This is a genomic window from Youngiibacter multivorans (genome assembly GCF_017873395.1).
Lineage (GTDB): Bacteria > Bacillota > Clostridia > Clostridiales > Clostridiaceae > Youngiibacter > Youngiibacter multivorans.
Genome location: NZ_JAGGKC010000001.1, coordinates 84,110 through 100,535, shown reverse-complemented (window position 1 = coordinate 100,535; position 16,426 = coordinate 84,110). Strand labels below are relative to the sequence as shown.

15 protein-coding genes are annotated in these 16,426 nt (G+C 45.7%); 1 reads left to right on the top strand and 14 read right to left on the bottom strand.

The window, feature by feature from the left end; translation table 11 throughout:
* Nucleotide 1 precedes the first annotated feature (1 nt).
* Nucleotides 2-844 (top strand): NAD(+) diphosphatase, encoded by an 843-nt coding sequence (nudC, locus tag J2Z34_RS00505; RefSeq protein WP_209457879.1) that lies wholly within the window; start codon nucleotides 2-4, stop codon nucleotides 842-844.
* 175 nt (nucleotides 845-1,019) lie between these two features.
* On the opposite strand, the gene J2Z34_RS00500 is transcribed toward nudC, so the two are convergent.
* The 14 genes from J2Z34_RS00500 to J2Z34_RS00435 form a co-directional block, all read right to left on the bottom strand.
* A complete protein-coding gene (locus J2Z34_RS00500; protein ID WP_209457878.1) occupies nucleotides 1,020-1,646 on the bottom strand; it encodes a GntR family transcriptional regulator in 627 nt (208 codons plus the stop codon).
* 329 nt (nucleotides 1,647-1,975) lie between these two features.
* A complete protein-coding gene (locus J2Z34_RS00495) occupies nucleotides 1,976-3,373 on the bottom strand; it encodes an FAD-binding oxidoreductase (RefSeq protein ID WP_209457877.1) in 1,398 nt (465 codons plus the stop codon).
* Between the two features lie 2 nt (nucleotides 3,374-3,375).
* Complete coding sequence (locus J2Z34_RS00490; RefSeq protein ID WP_209457876.1) at nucleotides 3,376-4,575, bottom strand: electron transfer flavoprotein subunit alpha/FixB family protein; 1,200 nt, start codon at nucleotides 4,573-4,575, stop codon at nucleotides 3,376-3,378.
* Between the two features lie 14 nt (nucleotides 4,576-4,589).
* Nucleotides 4,590-5,378, bottom strand: coding sequence for an electron transfer flavoprotein subunit beta/FixA family protein (locus J2Z34_RS00485; protein ID WP_209457875.1), 789 nt, complete (start codon nucleotides 5,376-5,378; stop codon nucleotides 4,590-4,592).
* A gap of 32 nt (nucleotides 5,379-5,410) precedes the next feature.
* Nucleotides 5,411-6,100, bottom strand: coding sequence for an LrgB family protein (locus tag J2Z34_RS00480; protein WP_209458081.1), 690 nt, complete (start codon nucleotides 6,098-6,100; stop codon nucleotides 5,411-5,413).
* Nucleotides 6,100-6,447: a CidA/LrgA family protein gene (locus J2Z34_RS00475; protein WP_209457874.1), complete on the bottom strand. Its 348-nt coding sequence runs from the start codon at nucleotides 6,445-6,447 to the stop codon at nucleotides 6,100-6,102. The genes J2Z34_RS00480 and J2Z34_RS00475 overlap by 1 nt, the downstream gene beginning before the upstream one ends.
* 326 nt (nucleotides 6,448-6,773) lie before the next feature.
* Nucleotides 6,774-7,469 (bottom strand): FadR/GntR family transcriptional regulator, encoded by a 696-nt coding sequence (locus tag J2Z34_RS00470; protein WP_209457873.1) that lies wholly within the window; start codon nucleotides 7,467-7,469, stop codon nucleotides 6,774-6,776.
* A gap of 165 nt (nucleotides 7,470-7,634) precedes the next feature.
* Nucleotides 7,635-8,765, bottom strand: a complete 1,131-nt coding sequence (locus J2Z34_RS00465) for an aldo/keto reductase (RefSeq protein ID WP_209457872.1) — start codon at nucleotides 8,763-8,765, stop codon at nucleotides 7,635-7,637.
* Between the two features lie 252 nt (nucleotides 8,766-9,017).
* Nucleotides 9,018-10,130, bottom strand: a complete 1,113-nt coding sequence (gene glf / locus J2Z34_RS00460; protein ID WP_209457871.1) for a UDP-galactopyranose mutase — start codon at nucleotides 10,128-10,130, stop codon at nucleotides 9,018-9,020.
* Nucleotides 10,130-11,146, bottom strand: coding sequence for a glycosyltransferase family 2 protein (locus tag J2Z34_RS00455; RefSeq protein ID WP_209457870.1), 1,017 nt, complete (start codon nucleotides 11,144-11,146; stop codon nucleotides 10,130-10,132). The genes glf and J2Z34_RS00455 overlap by 1 nt, the downstream gene beginning before the upstream one ends.
* Before the next feature lie 93 nt (nucleotides 11,147-11,239).
* The gene (locus tag J2Z34_RS00450) at nucleotides 11,240-12,586 is read right to left on the bottom strand and encodes an ATP-binding protein (RefSeq protein WP_209457869.1); all 1,347 of its coding nucleotides are present in this window, start codon (nucleotides 12,584-12,586) and stop codon (nucleotides 11,240-11,242) included.
* Nucleotides 12,583-13,293, bottom strand: coding sequence for a LytR/AlgR family response regulator transcription factor (locus J2Z34_RS00445; RefSeq protein ID WP_209457868.1), 711 nt, complete (start codon nucleotides 13,291-13,293; stop codon nucleotides 12,583-12,585). Before J2Z34_RS00445 ends, J2Z34_RS00450 begins: the two co-directional genes overlap by 4 nt.
* A 155-nt stretch (nucleotides 13,294-13,448) precedes the next feature.
* Nucleotides 13,449-13,946 (bottom strand): GtrA family protein, encoded by a 498-nt coding sequence (locus J2Z34_RS00440; RefSeq protein ID WP_209457867.1) that lies wholly within the window; start codon nucleotides 13,944-13,946, stop codon nucleotides 13,449-13,451.
* Nucleotides 13,946-16,399: a beta-glucosidase family protein gene (locus tag J2Z34_RS00435; protein ID WP_209457866.1), complete on the bottom strand. Its 2,454-nt coding sequence runs from the start codon at nucleotides 16,397-16,399 to the stop codon at nucleotides 13,946-13,948. Before J2Z34_RS00435 ends, J2Z34_RS00440 begins: the two co-directional genes overlap by 1 nt.
* Between the last annotated feature and the right edge of the window lie 27 nt (nucleotides 16,400-16,426).

The window sequence follows — 16,426 nt, the reverse complement described above, 5'->3', positions numbered from 1 at the left end:
CATGATACAGGATATAGAGCCAAGAATATTCGACAACAACTACAAGAACAAGAAGCCAGAATCCACAGACCTTTTCCTCTCATATGAGGGTGACAAGGTTCTTGTAAGAGAAGACAAGGATAAGCTGTGGTACCCTTCATTCTTTGATTTCGAGGCAGGTCATACTCACCTCATGGAGAATGCCACATTCCTCTTCAGCATTGATGACATCAACTACTACCTGACCGATGAAAAAGGACTGGATTCAGTGGAGGGCTGGACGTATGTAAGTACCAGCAGATTCAGGACTGAACCGAAGTACTGGCGTTCATTCGCAGGTGTTGTAGGATGGCAGCTGAACCGTTGGTATGCAAACCATAGATTCTGCAGCAGATGCGGAAAGCCAATGACCCATTCGGACAAGGAACGCATGCTTTACTGCGAGTCCTGCGGCTTTCAGATCTACCCTACCATATCACCCTGTGTAATAGTTGGTGTGCATGATGGTAACAGGCTGCTCCTTACAAAGTATGCCGGACGTGCATATGCCAACTATGCCCTCGTTGCAGGCTTTGCTGAGATTGGCGAGACCCTTGAACAGACTGTGAAAAGAGAGGTTTTTGAAGAGGTGGGGCTTAAGGTAAAGAATCTCAGATTCTACAAAAGCCAGCCCTGGCCGTTTACCGACACACTGCTTGTAGGCTTTTACGCAGAACTTGATGGCGACGACAAGATAACCATCGAGGAGGATGAGCTTGCACTTGGAGTCTGGATGGAGAGGGAAGATATCCCACCAGCTGAGCTCAAGATAAGCCTTACAAGTGAGATGATGGAGGCCTTCAGAACACGTACATTCGAGCTTTGAACAGAAAGGACCCCACTGCCAAACTTTGGCAGTGAGGTCCTTTCATATACAACTCTTTATTTAAGAGGAAAGCATAAGCACCCTTGCTATTTCTTGTAATGAACCGCCGCAATAACGACATATACCTCTATCTTGTCTGCGTCCTAACCAGCTTTATTGTTTTTCACATCCTGGTTTACTTAGCATAGCACTCAGCCAGATCAGAATAATACTCCTCGACAGCAGCCTTCAGCTCAGGCCTTCTTTTGAGACTGAGAGATTCCAAAATTCGCTTCACGCTCTTCACCCGGCCTGCCGGTCCTTTATCTGACTTCATGATCACATATCCCGGATAACCTGCAAGAAGCCTCTGATGAAGGTTTGCGAGATATCCATAGCCGGTAATCTCAGAAACTGCCCTATGCAGTTCAAGCTCATACACCCTTGCCTGATGCATCAGTTCTGTGTCACAGGAATTCAGATACTTGCCAAAGCTCTCATTCAATCCAGATATATCAATATCCCTGACAAGTATGATATCCATGAGCTCATACTCAATTCCCGCTATGATCTTGAAAGCCTTGGCTATCTCATCGTGTGAGATTGCTCTTACCCTCATATGCCTGTTGGATAGCCTCTCCAGATAGCCTTCCTTCTCCAGAAGCTGAAGAGCCTCCCGGACCGGGGTCCTGGAAAGCTGGAGCTTGTCAGCCAGCTCTTCCTGCACGATTTCCTGTTCCGGAACCAGCCTTCCGGATATGACATACTCTCTGAGCACGTCAGCTATCTGATCCTTGGTCTGTACCAAACCGATTTTTTTCATAACTTCACCATTCCTGCACCAATCGCATACCTTAGGTAATTTCTTTATAACCATTATAGTATATTGTATACAAAGTTAGAACATAAAAGTCACATAGGATTATGGCACTTAAAACGCTGACGTTTTTTGCAAATCACTAACTTGTCCTGAAAATGCAAGGAACAGCGATACGATCTGTCTTATACTGCATTCAAGATATAAAATACTCCAACGTATAAAGCGCTGGGACGAACAACTCTTTATGCGTTGGAGTATTTTTGGCATATTTAAATGTTTGGTATAGCAGTCTCATTCGATTGCATTTTTATGATGCAACAGTCCATTTCTGCCTACTGGCAGACCTTTCCTGGATTAAGGATGTTCCTTGGGTCAAACGCAAGCTTGATGTTCTTTAGCAGAGAGATGTAGGATTCATCGTACTGTTCGAAAAGGTAAGGTCTCTTGGCGAAGCCTATTCCATGCTCTCCTGAAACGACACCTTCAAGCTTCCGTGCCCTGCTGTACATGCACTCAAAGACATCAGTCAGCTTCTTCTTCCACTGCTCATCGTTCATGTCATCTCTAAGAACGTACACATGGAGGTTTCCGTCGCCTGCATGCCCGAAGCTCCTGATCCTGACATCAAACTCAGTTTCCAGTTCGTGGGTGTACTTGATGAAATCAGCGACCTTGTCCCTCGGGACACATACATCGCATTCATCCATTTCTGTTGTGGATGCCTTGACCGCCTCAAGGAATGCACCTCTTGCGGACCAGATGCTCTGCTTCCTTTCATCTGTGTCCGATATGAACACATCAAGGGCACCTTCCTCGAGGCAAAGCTTAGCAACCATGTCATAGCTTCTTTCGATTTCTTCAGTGCTGTTGCCGTCAAAGGAAAGAAGAAGATATGCATCGGATGAATTGTCAGGGAATTTCTTGTCAAGGAACTGCTCAGCAGCAAGAATGACCTCTCTCTGCATGAACTCTATGGCTGTAGGTGCCGCCTTTGACTTAATTATCTTCGGGACGGTGCTTATCGCCATATCAAGGTTCGGGAATGGGATCAGAAGGCTGATGACTTTCTTGGGCAGTGGCAGAAGCTTCAGTGTAGCCTCTGTGATTACTGCAAGGGTTCCCTCAGATCCGCACACCATGTCTTTGATGCTGTATCCTGAGCTGTTCTTGACGACCTTGCCGCCAACCTTCATGATGTCGCCGTTTGGCATTACGAGTTCAAGGCCACGCACGTAGTCCCTTGTCACGCCATACTTTACAGCTCTCATTCCTCCGGCATTGGTGTTGATATTGCCGGCGATAGTTGCGGTTTTCTCGCCTGGATCAGGAGGATAGAAGAAATCCCTTTCCTCTACATACTTGGCGATATCCATAAGCATTACGCCAGGATCCACCGTCAGGGTAAGGTTGTTTTCATCCAGTTCCTTGATCCTTGTCATCTTGGTCATGTTCATCATGATTCCGCCATGTATGGGCACTGAGGCTCCGACCAGGCCAGTTCCTGAACCTCTTATAACCACAGGGATGTTGTTCTCATGCGCATATTTCATGACCTTAGACACTTCTTCAGTGGAGAGGACCTCAACCATGACTTCAGGCATCCGGCTTATTCCGCCAAGCTCGTCATGGCTATAGTCTTCGCTTATAGCCTCTCCTGTATACACTCTCTCATCTTCAAGCACCTGCTTGAGAAAAGCCAAATCTCTATCATCTATAATCTTGTATCCCATCTTTATGCTCCCTTCTCAAGCTTGATTCTTTCAATGAGCTGCGGCAGCACCTCATACAGGTCCCCTACGATTCCATAGTGGGCTATATTGAAGATTGAAGCCTTTTCATCGCTGTTCACTGCAAATATATGTTCCGACCCGTTCATTCCTGCTGCAAATTGAACCGACCCTGAAATCCCCAGTGTAATTATGAGCTTTGGCTTGACAGTACGCCCGCTTAAGCCTACCTGCCTCTTGGAATCAAGCCACCCGGACTCTACCAGAGGCCTTGTTCCTGCTATCTGCGCATCAAGCAGACCTGCAAGTTCTCTCACCATTTCCATGTCCTTTTCGCTCTTAATTCCCCTGCCGACAGCTATTATGGTCTCTGCATCCGAAATGCTTGTTTCCTTATCCTTCTGCCTTACCTCAAGGACCTCTATCCTTGAAGCAAGCTTGCTTTCATCTATGCTGCAGGCAATCACATCGCCATGAGCCTCAACAGACCTCTCAAGTGCATTCATTACCTTGTATCTTACTGTAGCAAGCTGCGGCCTCGTATTTGGAGTCTTTATCTGTGCCATGATATTTCCACCGAAAGCCGGCCTTATCTGTACAAGGTCAGTATTTTCCTTGATATCAAGTACGGTGCAGTCAGCCGTAAGTCCTGTCCTGAACCTGGCTGCGATCCTTGGTGCAAGCGACCTTCCTATTGTGGTTGCTCCTACCAGTATCGATGATGGCTTGACATTATTTATGAAATCCTCGAAAGCGGCAGCATAAGGCTCAATTCTGAAATCCTTCAGCTCCTCATGGTCATATGCATATACCCTGTCAGCTCCATAGTGGAGAAGCTCGGAAGCCTTATCCATTATTCCATGACCCAGGAAAAGCGCGTATACGGGGAAGCCCACCTTAGCCGCAAGCTCCTTCGCCTTACCAAGCAGCTCCATAGTAACTGGATGGATGTCTCCCTCCACATGATCCACATATACTGCAATACCTTTCCAGAGGCTCTTGTCTACAACCTGTCTCTTCTCATCCTCGAGAAACTCCATGACACCTTTGGGCCCTTTGTTCACGCATATCCTGCAAAGCTTGCAGGCAGCATTGACCTCGAGCTTGCCATTGTTATCCTCAAGTGCATTGAAGGGACATATTTTTATCAGCTCAGCCATGTTCTCAGGCGTCACCAGATGGTCATTGACCTTTAAAGTTCCCATTAATTCATACCTCCCTAAACCAGCTTGAGCTCTACGAGCTTGCTCGAAACGTTCATTGCAACATCATTTGATTCACCTCTGAACATTTCCCTCTTGCCATTCACTGCCGGAGGGAATATCCTCTCAACCTGTGTCGGTGATCCGTCAAGGCCGTATTTCTTGGCATCCTGGTCTTCAAAGTCAGCGAAGGTTATTGTCCTTATTGCCTTGTCCTTCGTTGCTATCTTTCTCCTGTAGGAAGGAAGCCTTGGCTGGAATATGTCCTTCTCAAGAGTCAGTAGACATGGATACTTTACCCTTACCTTCTCGATGGTATTTGGCATGTCCATCTCAACAGTTATTGAATCTTCAGCTATCTCAAATATTTTAGTTACATTGGCTATGTGAGGAATGTTCAGGTACTCCGCCATCTCAGGTCCCACCTGCGCAGTATCTCCATCCGTTGTCTGCTTTCCGCAGAGTATGATATCGAAATTCCCCAGCTTCCTTGCAGACTGTGATAGCGTATATGATGTGGCGAGTACGTCAGACCCTGCAAATTTCCTGTCAGAGATCAGTGCTCCCTCATCCACTCCCATCATGAAGGCTTCCTTGATGACATCCTCAGCCTGCCTTGGTCCCATTGTCATTGCAGTTATCGCTCCGCCACTCTTTTCCTTGATTCTCAGAGCTGTCTCAAGAGCATAAAGGTCATATGGGTTCATCTTCGAATCAACACCGTCTCTCTTAAGTACTCCAGTCTTCTCATCCACCTCTACCTTCGTGGAACCCGGAACCTGCTTGATACATACCAAAATATTCATCTTTTCCCTCCGTATATGCTTTTTGCTTTTTCTTATAACAATCCCATGAGCAATGGGGCAAGTATAACCGTCGCAAGTCCTGCTATCCCGATTGAAAGTCCGCTCATAGCACCCTGTGTCTCTCCAAGCTCCATAGCCTTAGAGGTCCCGACAGCATGTGATGCTGTACCAATGGCAACCCCCTGAGCAACCTCATCCTTAATATGAAAAATCTTAAGGAGTCCTGGTCCTATAACTGCTCCTGTTATACCGGTCAGTACTATAACCGCAACCGATACGGATACAATTCCGCCTATCTCCTTCGAAATCTCCATTCCTATCGCTGTAGTAACAGATTTCGGAATCATTGATACTGCCACTGCAATATCAACCCCAAAAAGTCTTGAGAGAAGCACAACGCTAAGGATCGAGGTTACACTTCCAGCAAGTATTCCAGCAAGTATTGGAAACATATCCTTTTTCAGCATCTCGATCTGCCTGTATAATGGCAGCGCCAGAACTACAGTCGCAGGTCCCAATAGAAACAGGATGAAACTTCCTCCCAGGTCATAGCTGGATTTTGGGATACCGGTACCCATCAGGACAAGGATCACAATCACAATGCCTACAAGCAGCGGATTCATCAGCGGGCTCTTTGTTCTTTTGCTGATCAGGATTCCTATCTCGAATGCCGCAATGGAAAGAAGTATTCCAAATGCCGGAGTATTAAGGATTGATGCCATCATATTCTCCTCCTCTTCAGAAGCTGTACTGTCCAGCCGGTTACGCCGACTACCAGAACAGTTGAGATAACCACAATCATAAGTATAGGCAGCCACGCTGCTCCAACTACGTCAAGGCTGCTTATTAGCCCCACTCCGGCAGGAACGAACATGAAAGCCAGATGGTCAAGCAGGAATTTTGTGACCATACCGATGTCATCAGGCTTGATTACCTTCGTCATCAGTCCGAGGAACAGGATCACCATTCCAATGACAGTTCCGGGTATGCTGATTTTAGTCACTGACCTTATAGCCTCACCTGCAAGCAGAATCCCAAGGATGATCGCGAGCTGTCTTAGCACTTTCATAGCTTAACCCCTTACTTTTAAATTTTGGTCGTATGGTCATTTGGTATGACCAATTTCTTGAGATGATAGTATCACACTGCTGATATCGTTTAAAGCATAGTTTTTTATTTAACACCCAATATTTGTAATCTTTTACATTTCAAATTGCAGGAAACCGCAAACTGCCTGCACCCGTATACAATTCATGCCTCAAAAAAACTTTTTGCAAAGATCGCTTTTACTATCATCAGCAATATACTTTGTTAAATATTTAACTTTAATGACCATTATAAAGGAGATTACCTCTCAAATCGAAAAGTAATCTCCTTATTTCTACGATTGCTCTTTTAATACAGGTCCATATTTTTGATTATCATGTTCATGTGCTCTTCCATTACCTTGGCAGCCTTCTTCACATCATGGGCTGCAAGGGCCTCGTATATCTTCTCATGGTGCTCAAGTAGCGTCTCCTTGTTCTCGTCCCTGTTTATTATCGCTTCTCTGGCTTCCTTTATGAAGGAATCCATCAGGGATGAAACAGCTGTAAGTATGCTTACGATGAGGTTGTTCCTTGAAGCCCTGGCGATGACATAATGGAACTTCTTGTCGAGGACTACATTTTCCTGCTCGTCGGGATGCGACTTCATCCTTTTAATGATTTCGGCAAGAGTATCAAGGTCCTCATCAGAAATGTTCTTGGCAGCCAATGAGGCGGTCTCTACCTCAAGCACCCTTCTTAGCTCAAGAATCTCTGAGTTTCTGCTTTCCTGAAGCGTAAATATCAGGGAAAGTGGCTCTATAAGGTTGTCTTCAAACTGCTCGCGTATGAAGTTGCCGCCGCCTTGCTTGCACTCTACAAGGCCGATTATCTGGAGAGCCCTGAGCGCTTCCCTTACCGAGGTCCTTGATACCTGCAGCCTTTCGACGAGCTCCCTTTCAGGAGGAAGCCTGTCCCCCTTCTTTAGCTCACCACTCACAATCATATATTTTATCTGTTCAATTACCTGCTCATATACCTTCGTATTCTTCACTGGAGTAAACATACTCTACACATCCTTCAGACGACTTCTTGATTCTACTGACTGTCCTGATGATCTATAGGTTATCTGGACAGTCCACTAAACCAATTATCACCCAAAGTATCAACATTTGCAATCTTTCCCGCTAATGATGCGATCCTCTTCATCTTAAGGTCAGGTTCCTGTTTTCTATTTCTTTGTAGTGAAAGCAAATGTAATATCGAACTTTGCAGAAACATCCTTCAGATGGTCGATGATGTGCAGATGCTGAGGGCATACGCTCTCACACTGGCCGCAGGCTATACAGTCCTTCGCCCTTCCGTGGTTTGTCGCAAGGTTCATGTAGAACAGGATTTCATTGCTCATTGCTGACCGGCTCGCGCTGTTGTATAGGGCGAAATAGTCAGGTATCGCTATGTTCATGGGGCAGTCCTTCTCACAGTATCTGCAGGTGGTGCAGGCAATGGCAGTGTCCTCATTCAGGATACTGGTGACCTGCCTTATGATCTCATTCTCATCTTTATTAAGTTCCTTGAATTCAGCCATGTAAGATGTGTTATCCAGCAGCTGTTCCATTGTGTTCATTCCGCTGAGGACCATGAATACACCCTTCTGGCTTGCAGCATATCTTATTGCCCATGAAGGTACAGATGCCTCCGGATCATATTCCTTCATAAGCTTTTCAGCAAGACTTGGCATATTCACAAGATTACCGCCCTTGACCGGCTCCATTACAACTACAGGCTTACCGTGCCTCCTGGCAACCTCAAGGCATTTCCTTGACTGAATCCCAGGATTTTCCCAATCCGCATAATTTATCTGAAGCTGCACAAAGTCCAGTTCCGGATGAGACGTAAGTATCTCATCGAGAAGCTCAGGTGTGTCGTGGAAGGATATTCCAAAATTCAGGATGCGGCCTTCCTGCTTCTTCCTTAAGCAGAAGCCAAAGCTGTCATAATCACAAGCCTTCTTATAGGAGGTTACACCAATATTATGCAGAAGATAATAGTCAAAGAATTCTACACCGCAGTTTTCAAGCTGCTCGGTGAATATCCTTTCCATATCCTCCTGTGAATTGAAATCACGCATGGGCATCTTGGTAGCCAGCTTGAATCTGTCCCTGTCATACCTTTTGACAAGTGATTCCCTGACAGCAGCTTCAGCCCTGTATACATGATAGGTATACGCGGTGTCAAAGTATTCAAAGCCCCTGGCCAAAAATGTATCCACCATACTGTTGAAGGTCTCAACATCAAAGGAGGTCTGGTCCCTCTTATCCAAAAGCGGCAGTCTCATACATCCGAACCCTAATTTCTTCATTTCCTTTCCCACATCTCTTGGTTAATTCGCGAATATTCTTAACATTAACATAGCACCTGGAGTACGCTCCATGTCAACAAGCTTTTTTTCCACCAACTTATTATCAGAAATAGCTACTAGCTACCTGGACGATTTTTCTTCGACCGGCTTTCCGGTCGATTCTCTGGTCGAATAATTATAAAGCCTGAATCCCCTAATTAGAAGAAAATCGCCTGCCAGGCTAAGCCAACAGACGAATTTTAATTCGGAATATTATATCAATGCTTGTGATTCTCTTTCAAGAGCTGCCATTTCCAGAGCCCTCTGCACTATATGGTGCATATCGTAATATCTGTATTCTCCAAGCCTCCCGGCGAAAATCACACCATTTTCAGTTTCTGCCATCTGCCTGTATTTCTCGTATATTTCACCGTTTCTTGTGTCATTGACAGGATAATATGGTTCAATCCCCCGTTCCCATTTCTCTGGATACTCCCTGGTTATTACAGTCTTTGGTTGTGTCCCGAATTCGAAATGCTTGTGTTCTATTATCCTGGTGTATGGTATCTCAAATTCTGTATAGTTCACTACTGCGCTTCCCTGGTAATTGTCGGTATCCAGGATTTCATGCTCGAACCTCAGGCTTCTGTATTCAAGCTCGCCATGCACATAATCGAAGTATTCATCGATCATTCCTGTAAAGACAATCTTCTTAGCCATTGAGGAGTACCTGCCACGGTCCTTGAAGAAGTCAGCATTCAGGATCACCTCGGTGCCCTCAAGAAGCTTTTCAGCTATCCTTGTATAGCCTCCGACTGGTATGCCTTGGTACCTGTCATTGAAGTAGTTGTTGCTGTATATGAACCTTACAGGAATTCTCCTTATGATGAAGGCAGGGAGCTCGGTGGCTTTCTTCCCCCACTGCTTTTCAGTATATCCCTTTATCAGCTTCTCGTAGATATCACGCCCTACAAGGCTTAGCGCCTGTTCCTCAAGATTTTTCGGCTCAATTATCCCCTCAGCTTCTACCTGTTCTTTTATTATCCTTTTTGCTTCCTCAGGAGTCCTTATCCCCCACATCTGGTGGAAGGTGTTCATGTTGAAAGGAAGATTGTATACCTCGTCCTTGAATATTGCTATAGGCTCGTTTGTGAAGCGGTTGAATTCAGCAAACCTGTTCATATAATCCCAGACTGCCTTGTTGTCGGTATGGAAAATATGTGCCCCGTATTCGTGGACATTTATTCCTTCTGTTTCACTGGTATGGATGTTACCTCCGATATGGCCCCTCTTGTCAATTACAAGGCACTTCTTCCCAGCATTTGTCATCTCATGGGCAAACACACTTCCGTAAAGTCCCGCCCCCACTATAAGATAATCATACATCAGTTGAACCCCACTACCTTTCGTGATACCTTGTATACCGCAATGGATACGATCCTTCCGAATCTTCCAGGAAGATTTACTGTGACTCCCAGGAATCCCCTCAGAAAATGACTGTATATATTCTTGTTCTTTGTCTTGATGAATTGCCACAGCTCGCGCTTTTTCTTAAGGTTTTCTATTGTTCCGGACCTTATCAGCATTATCGATGTAACTATAGTCACAATCTCAAGGTAGTTGAGCATGTATCTTCTCTTCCTGACATTATCAACCTTTTCAAGGTCCACCTGCTCGAACATGAGCCTGTTGACCTTTATCTGCTGGTCTATCCTTCTAATCATCACTGCTTCATTTACAGACTGATCATCTCTTCCAATGAAATACCTGTAGAAATCTGCATCGATGTAGTACAGCGTCTTAACATACTGCATGGGAACATACACAAACAGGTTATCCACATAGAAGGTATGTTCTGGAAGCTTGAGCCCTGATTCCCTCAGTACATCCATTCTGAATATCACTGAATGCATGAGCATATACTGGCCTTTTCTGAACCTCTTCACTTCATCCCAGGTTATTATTTGCTCCACCGGCAATGCGTTTCTATATCGCATAGCCATGTTGATAATGTTTCCCTGCTTCTCATAGACAAAATTGCTGACTACAAGGTCAACAGGAGACTCCTCTTCAACAAAGATCCTGATTGCTTCGAGAATACGCATGTACGAGTCGAGGTCAACCCAGTCATCGCTGTCGACCACCTTGAAATACCTTCCTGTGGCATTTCTCATGCCGGTATTGACAGCTCCGCCATGCCCGGCATTTTCCTGATGGATCGCACGTACAATAGATGGGAATCTTTCAGCATATTCATCCGCTATAATTCCGGTCTGGTCCGAAGATCCGTCATCCACGATAAGGATCTCTACGAGCTCTCCTCCTGGAAGCAGGGATTCAATGCAGTTTCTCATGTAGTCCTGTGAATTGTAGCAGGGAACGGCTATGGACAAAAGCTTCATTTGCAAAACCTCAACTCAATTAAAATTTGACTTAAATAAATATATTTTCTCAGTACGTAGATTTGCTATGTCATATATCTTTGTGCACAAAAATCAGGCATCGGAGCGGGCATCAGCTGAACTACCACCATTTGGCAGAGGAATCAGCATCCTGAGTATGAACCAGTTGTCGCTCGTATTTATTGTAACATTGCCACCGTATTTATTGACAGTGCTGATTATACTCTTTATGCCATAACCGTGATAATCGCTGTCTGCCTTGGTTGTGGTCGGCAGTCCGTCCTCGAAGTCTATGCTGTCTTCAAAATAGTTTTCGAATCTCACCATAAGGAAATCATTCTTCGAAAATACCGCAACCCTTATCAGGTGCTTGTCCATGTCCTCGAGCTTTTCTACTCCCTCAATTGCATTGTCGAAGGCATTGCCGAATATGGTGCATATGTCCATGACATCCATGAAGTTCAGCAGGCTGCCGTCAGCGACGCAGGTCAGGTTTATGCCCTTTTCCCTGCAATATATGCTTTTTCCTGTAAGTACGGTATCGAGCACTGAGTTGCCAGTCTTTATGTCCGATTCGTACATGCTAATCGCCCTGTCCATTTCGACAAGGTAGGACTCCTTCTTGGCAACGTCTGTTTCTGCCCTGATTATCGCTATCTGATGCTTCAGGTCATGGTATTTTCTGTTTATCAGTTCAGTGCTTTCCTTGGAGCTCTGGTACTGTTCATACTGCCTGTACAGCACATTGTTTATTGCTTCCAGCTCGAACTTCATCCGCATTTCCTTGCGCTGCTCCTGCTGGGCATAGATCATCGTAAGACCGCTGAAATCAACAAGAGTCCTTATGTAGAATATACCGGCACCCACTGTAGTGAAAATTTCAGCATCCTTGAATGCAAAATTGATGTTGCTGATTATAAATGAAGCAAGGGTTATAAGAACAACACTCCCGAGCTCCTTTCTGTTGACGTCCAGCCTCCTGTTTCCGGGAACCTGTCTTTTTACAATGAGGTAAAATAGCACATAAAGGATCGAATATACTCCCGCCATTATTATCATTGAGGCTGTCATTGAATCATGCTTTGTCAGCAGGACAAAGTAAAAGTAAACCTGTGATTCGAAGGCTGCGATGAATTCAGCGGCTATGAATGCTACTGATGTGCAATATCCTGCGTCAAGCAGCGAAACATCACTGCATACATATATGAATGCAAACATAGATGCAACAGCCACCATCATGCTCGGGACCCAGAAGGCTATCGGAAGCAAGCCCGCAATGTACTGTATTGCAAACTGGATTATGCCGAAGGCAGCAATTGTTACGGCGAACCTGAGCCCTCGTATCCTGCGTCTCAATACCAGAATGAACACGGCGCAGGCTGCGAACTCAGCAATTGCTGTATATAGCCTAGGGATTTCAGAAAACTGAAGATAGCTCATCTGAGCACACCTCCGATATAGTCAGCAAGAGCGTTCATGAAGTCAGCCTTGCGTGGTCTGCTTATCTTGAGCTTGTGCCCGCCTACTGTTGCAATATCCTGGTTTACACTCTCAACATGAGCCAGGTTGACAAGATAACAGTTGTTGCAGCGCGTGAAGGAGGATGCAGGAAGCTTCTGCTCCATGTTCTTGAGAGAATCGTTGAAGGTGTACTCCTCATTCAAAGTATGTACAGTGATCCTATGCCCGAGGCTCTCAAAATAGGTCACCTTTGCCAGGTCGAGCTTTACTATGCCGCCTGAATGCTGCACTACCAGGAAGTTATCCTTTTTCTTTTTCATCTGCCCTATGGCCTTAGTTAGCTGCTGTGAGAAAGCAAACGGAAGTACCGGCTTGATTACGAAATCAAGTGCATTTACCGAATAACCCTTGATGGCATAATTAGCCATGTTGGTGATGAAAATCAAAATGACATCCTCATCCATTGACCTTATCTTTTCTGCGGCTGTCATGCCATCCATCACAGGCATCTGTATGTCCAGGAATATGATGTCATAGACTGGCCTGTAGCCTGATACGATCTCAGAGCCGTCTTTAAAAGCTGTGACCTCGAATTTAACTCCGGCAGTCCTTGAATACTCGGCTATGCAGCTCTCAAGCATATTCCTTACTTCAGCCTCGTCATCAACGATAGCTATCCGTATCATTCCATCACCTCCTGTGTTTTAAGCAAAATATCAACCCGGATATCTGAATATTAAGCCATTACTGCGCAACTATCAATAAGCAATTGTCCAGCACAATTCCCCGATAGCATAAAAGACAACTGAAGTGTCTATGCCTCAGCTGTCCGTTTGTATCTTCAGTTTTCCTTCCTCATTACAACATACTTGAGCACCGGGTATATTATCAGTACCTGAACTATTATGTTAATCATGTTGGTAAGATTTGTAGCCCAGAAGCTGCCGAAAACTCCAGTAAGAGGCGCTAAAGCTACTGTGGGGATATAGAGACAGATAAGATATACGGCGAGTACGGTGACCAGGTATATTGGCACTGCTCCCCTAAGGGAGTTGTTGGCTCCGAATACGATCTTTCTCTGCACAACGAAGTTAACTGCCTGGGCTATGAAGAAGCTGAGAAGAAATGATAGGAATGCCGCCAGGCCTCCGTTTTTTATGGAATAATCATAGATCCAGAACCTGAAGGCGGTGCCTGACAGTCCCGAAAACAAGTAGTTCCTGCTGAAAATCAGCACTGCAAAGTTTACGATTGTTGCGATGTTGCTGAACACGTTGAACATGATGAACTCAAACAGGTCTGCATGCCTTTCCTTGAAATTCCGAAATGCATCGTTCATCATATTTTTCCTGCCTTCAACAGGCTTTCTCTGAAATCCTTCTTTGCTCTTCTCATTCTGAAGTATCCTCCTATGAGGTTTGACATCCCCTTGAAGAATCTTCCGTTTACGATCATAAGCAGACTGTCTACCATTTCCATGCTGAGCATACCCTTTGTCATCTTCGCCAGTCCATAGAACGGCATATTGTAAATGTACTGCAAGTTGAGGTCAGGGCTCCTTTTTTCTTCAGCCTTAAGCTTCATGTGCCTGATCATCCTGTGGAGAAGCCTTGCCATACCGCTTTTTGCATAGTAGAGCTGGGATATTGTGTCATTTCTTGTGAGCGGCAAAGACTTGTCCCAATGTGGCTTAGGAGCTTTCCTTCCAAGAAGAGCTTCAAATTCCTCATCTGTTGCAGACTCCACATCAGCAGTGTAGTAATGTTCCAGCTCAGCCCTAACATATGGTGACTCTGCACCGGTACCAACTTTACTTATTTCACCCCTCAGGCGTATGTCTTCAGATGATGCCCCGACAAGTATGCTGTATGATCCGGCTTCTATCTCAAACCTTCCTGTCTTTACATTGTAGTATCTGAAGGTCCTGTCATCAAAGGGTATCGCGACCCTTCTGCTCTCACCAGGCTGAAGCTTTACCTTCACGAAGCCCTTGAGTTCAGACTTAGGCCTGAATATCTCAGAGTTCTCAAGACCTACATACAGCTGTGCAATTTCAGCTCCATAAGTATTCCCTGTATTTGTGATCGTGAATGTAACTCCGCCATTATCCACCATAAGGTCAGAGTATCCGAAGGAAGTGTAGCTAAGTCCGAATCCGAACGGGAACCTTGTCATTATGCCCTTAGTCCCGAAATAGCGGTAGCCGACGAATATTGACTCCCTGTACTCCGTAGTACTTTCAGTTCCCGGGAAATACTTGCAGGTTGAGACATCCTCATATCTCATCGGATAGCTTTCACTTAGCTTTCCTCCGGGACAGACCCTGCCCGTGATTACATTAAGCATCGCCATGGCTCCTGCCTGACCCGAAAGGCTACCGTGAAGGACCGCCTTGCAGTCATCAGCCCATGGCATTTCGATAGCGGAGCCGCAGCTGAGAACTGCGACCAAATTCGGATTGACTTCCTTCAGGGCTTTTAGCAGCGAAATCTGGTTCTCGCTGATCCTCATGTGGCTTCGCTCAAGTCCCTCAACCTCGCTCATCTCATCGAGACCGATATAAAGGAGGGTGACCTGTGCATTGCCTGCAAGCTCAAGTGCCGCCTTAAGCAGTTCCTTGTCTTCCGTACCGTTTCTCCTGAATCCCGGCTCATAGCCAGCCATGTCAAGGCTTGTCAGACTGATGCAATCCACTGAATTATCGACCCTTGTAGGGTTTACATTGCTTGATCCCCCACCCTGGTAGCGTGGTACTTTAGCGAAGTCTCCAATTACTGCAACCCTTGTGCCTTCTGCAAGTGGAAGCAAGCTTTCATCATTCTTCAGAAGCACAATCGATTCTTCAGCAGCCTTTCTTGCGATGCCATGAAAGTAGTCCGGATCCTTGCCTGAAGAAGCAGTCCTTGCGTCACTTTTGCTTCCCATGACTCCAAGGTCTTTAAGGAAGCTAAGATATTCATCAACCCTTCTATCAAGGACCGTCTCAGGAATCAGTCCGGACCTGACAGCATTTACGATTTCAATGTCGCTGTTTGTTCCTGATGATGGCATCTCAACATTGGTTCCAGCGTTAAGGCCGGCTACCCTGTCATGGCTTCCGCCCCAGTCCGTCACAACGATACCTTCGAATCCCCACTCATCTCTCAGTATATCTGAAAGAAGATGCCTGTTTTCACTGGCATGGCTGCCATTTACCTTATTGTAGGATGACATTACCGAAAGTGGCTTCCCTTCTTTTACCGCGATTTCAAAACCTGTCAGGTAAATCTCCCTGAGCGCCCTCTCATCAAGCACCGAATCATTCGACATCCTGTGAAGCTCCTGATTGTTGACAGCAAAGTGCTTGATGCATGCTGAAACTCCATTGCTCTGAATTCCCCTTGTGAACGCGGCGGCCATCTTTCCGCTTAATATTGGGTCCTCGCTGAAATACTCGAAGTTTCTTCCGCAAAGAGGATTTCTTTTCATGTTAAGTCCCGGACCGAGCAGCACGTTGATTCCCTGTGCTGAAGCCTCTTCCCCAAGCGCCTGACCCACAGTCTCTGCAAGCTCCGTATCCCAGCTGCTGGCCATTGCCGAAGCTGTGGGATAGCAGGTTGACGGCTTCCCCGGATTAAGGCCCAGATGGTCAACTTGATCAGTCTGGCTTCTTACGCCGTTAGGACCATCTGCAAAGGAAATGGTCGGAATACTCAGCCTGTCAATTTTCTTAGACATCCAGAAGTTCTCACCGGACATCAAAGAAGCTTTTTCCTCGAGCGTCATTAGTCTTATAAGTTCTAAATTTTTCATATCTCACCTATAGTCAGGACTGCCCTC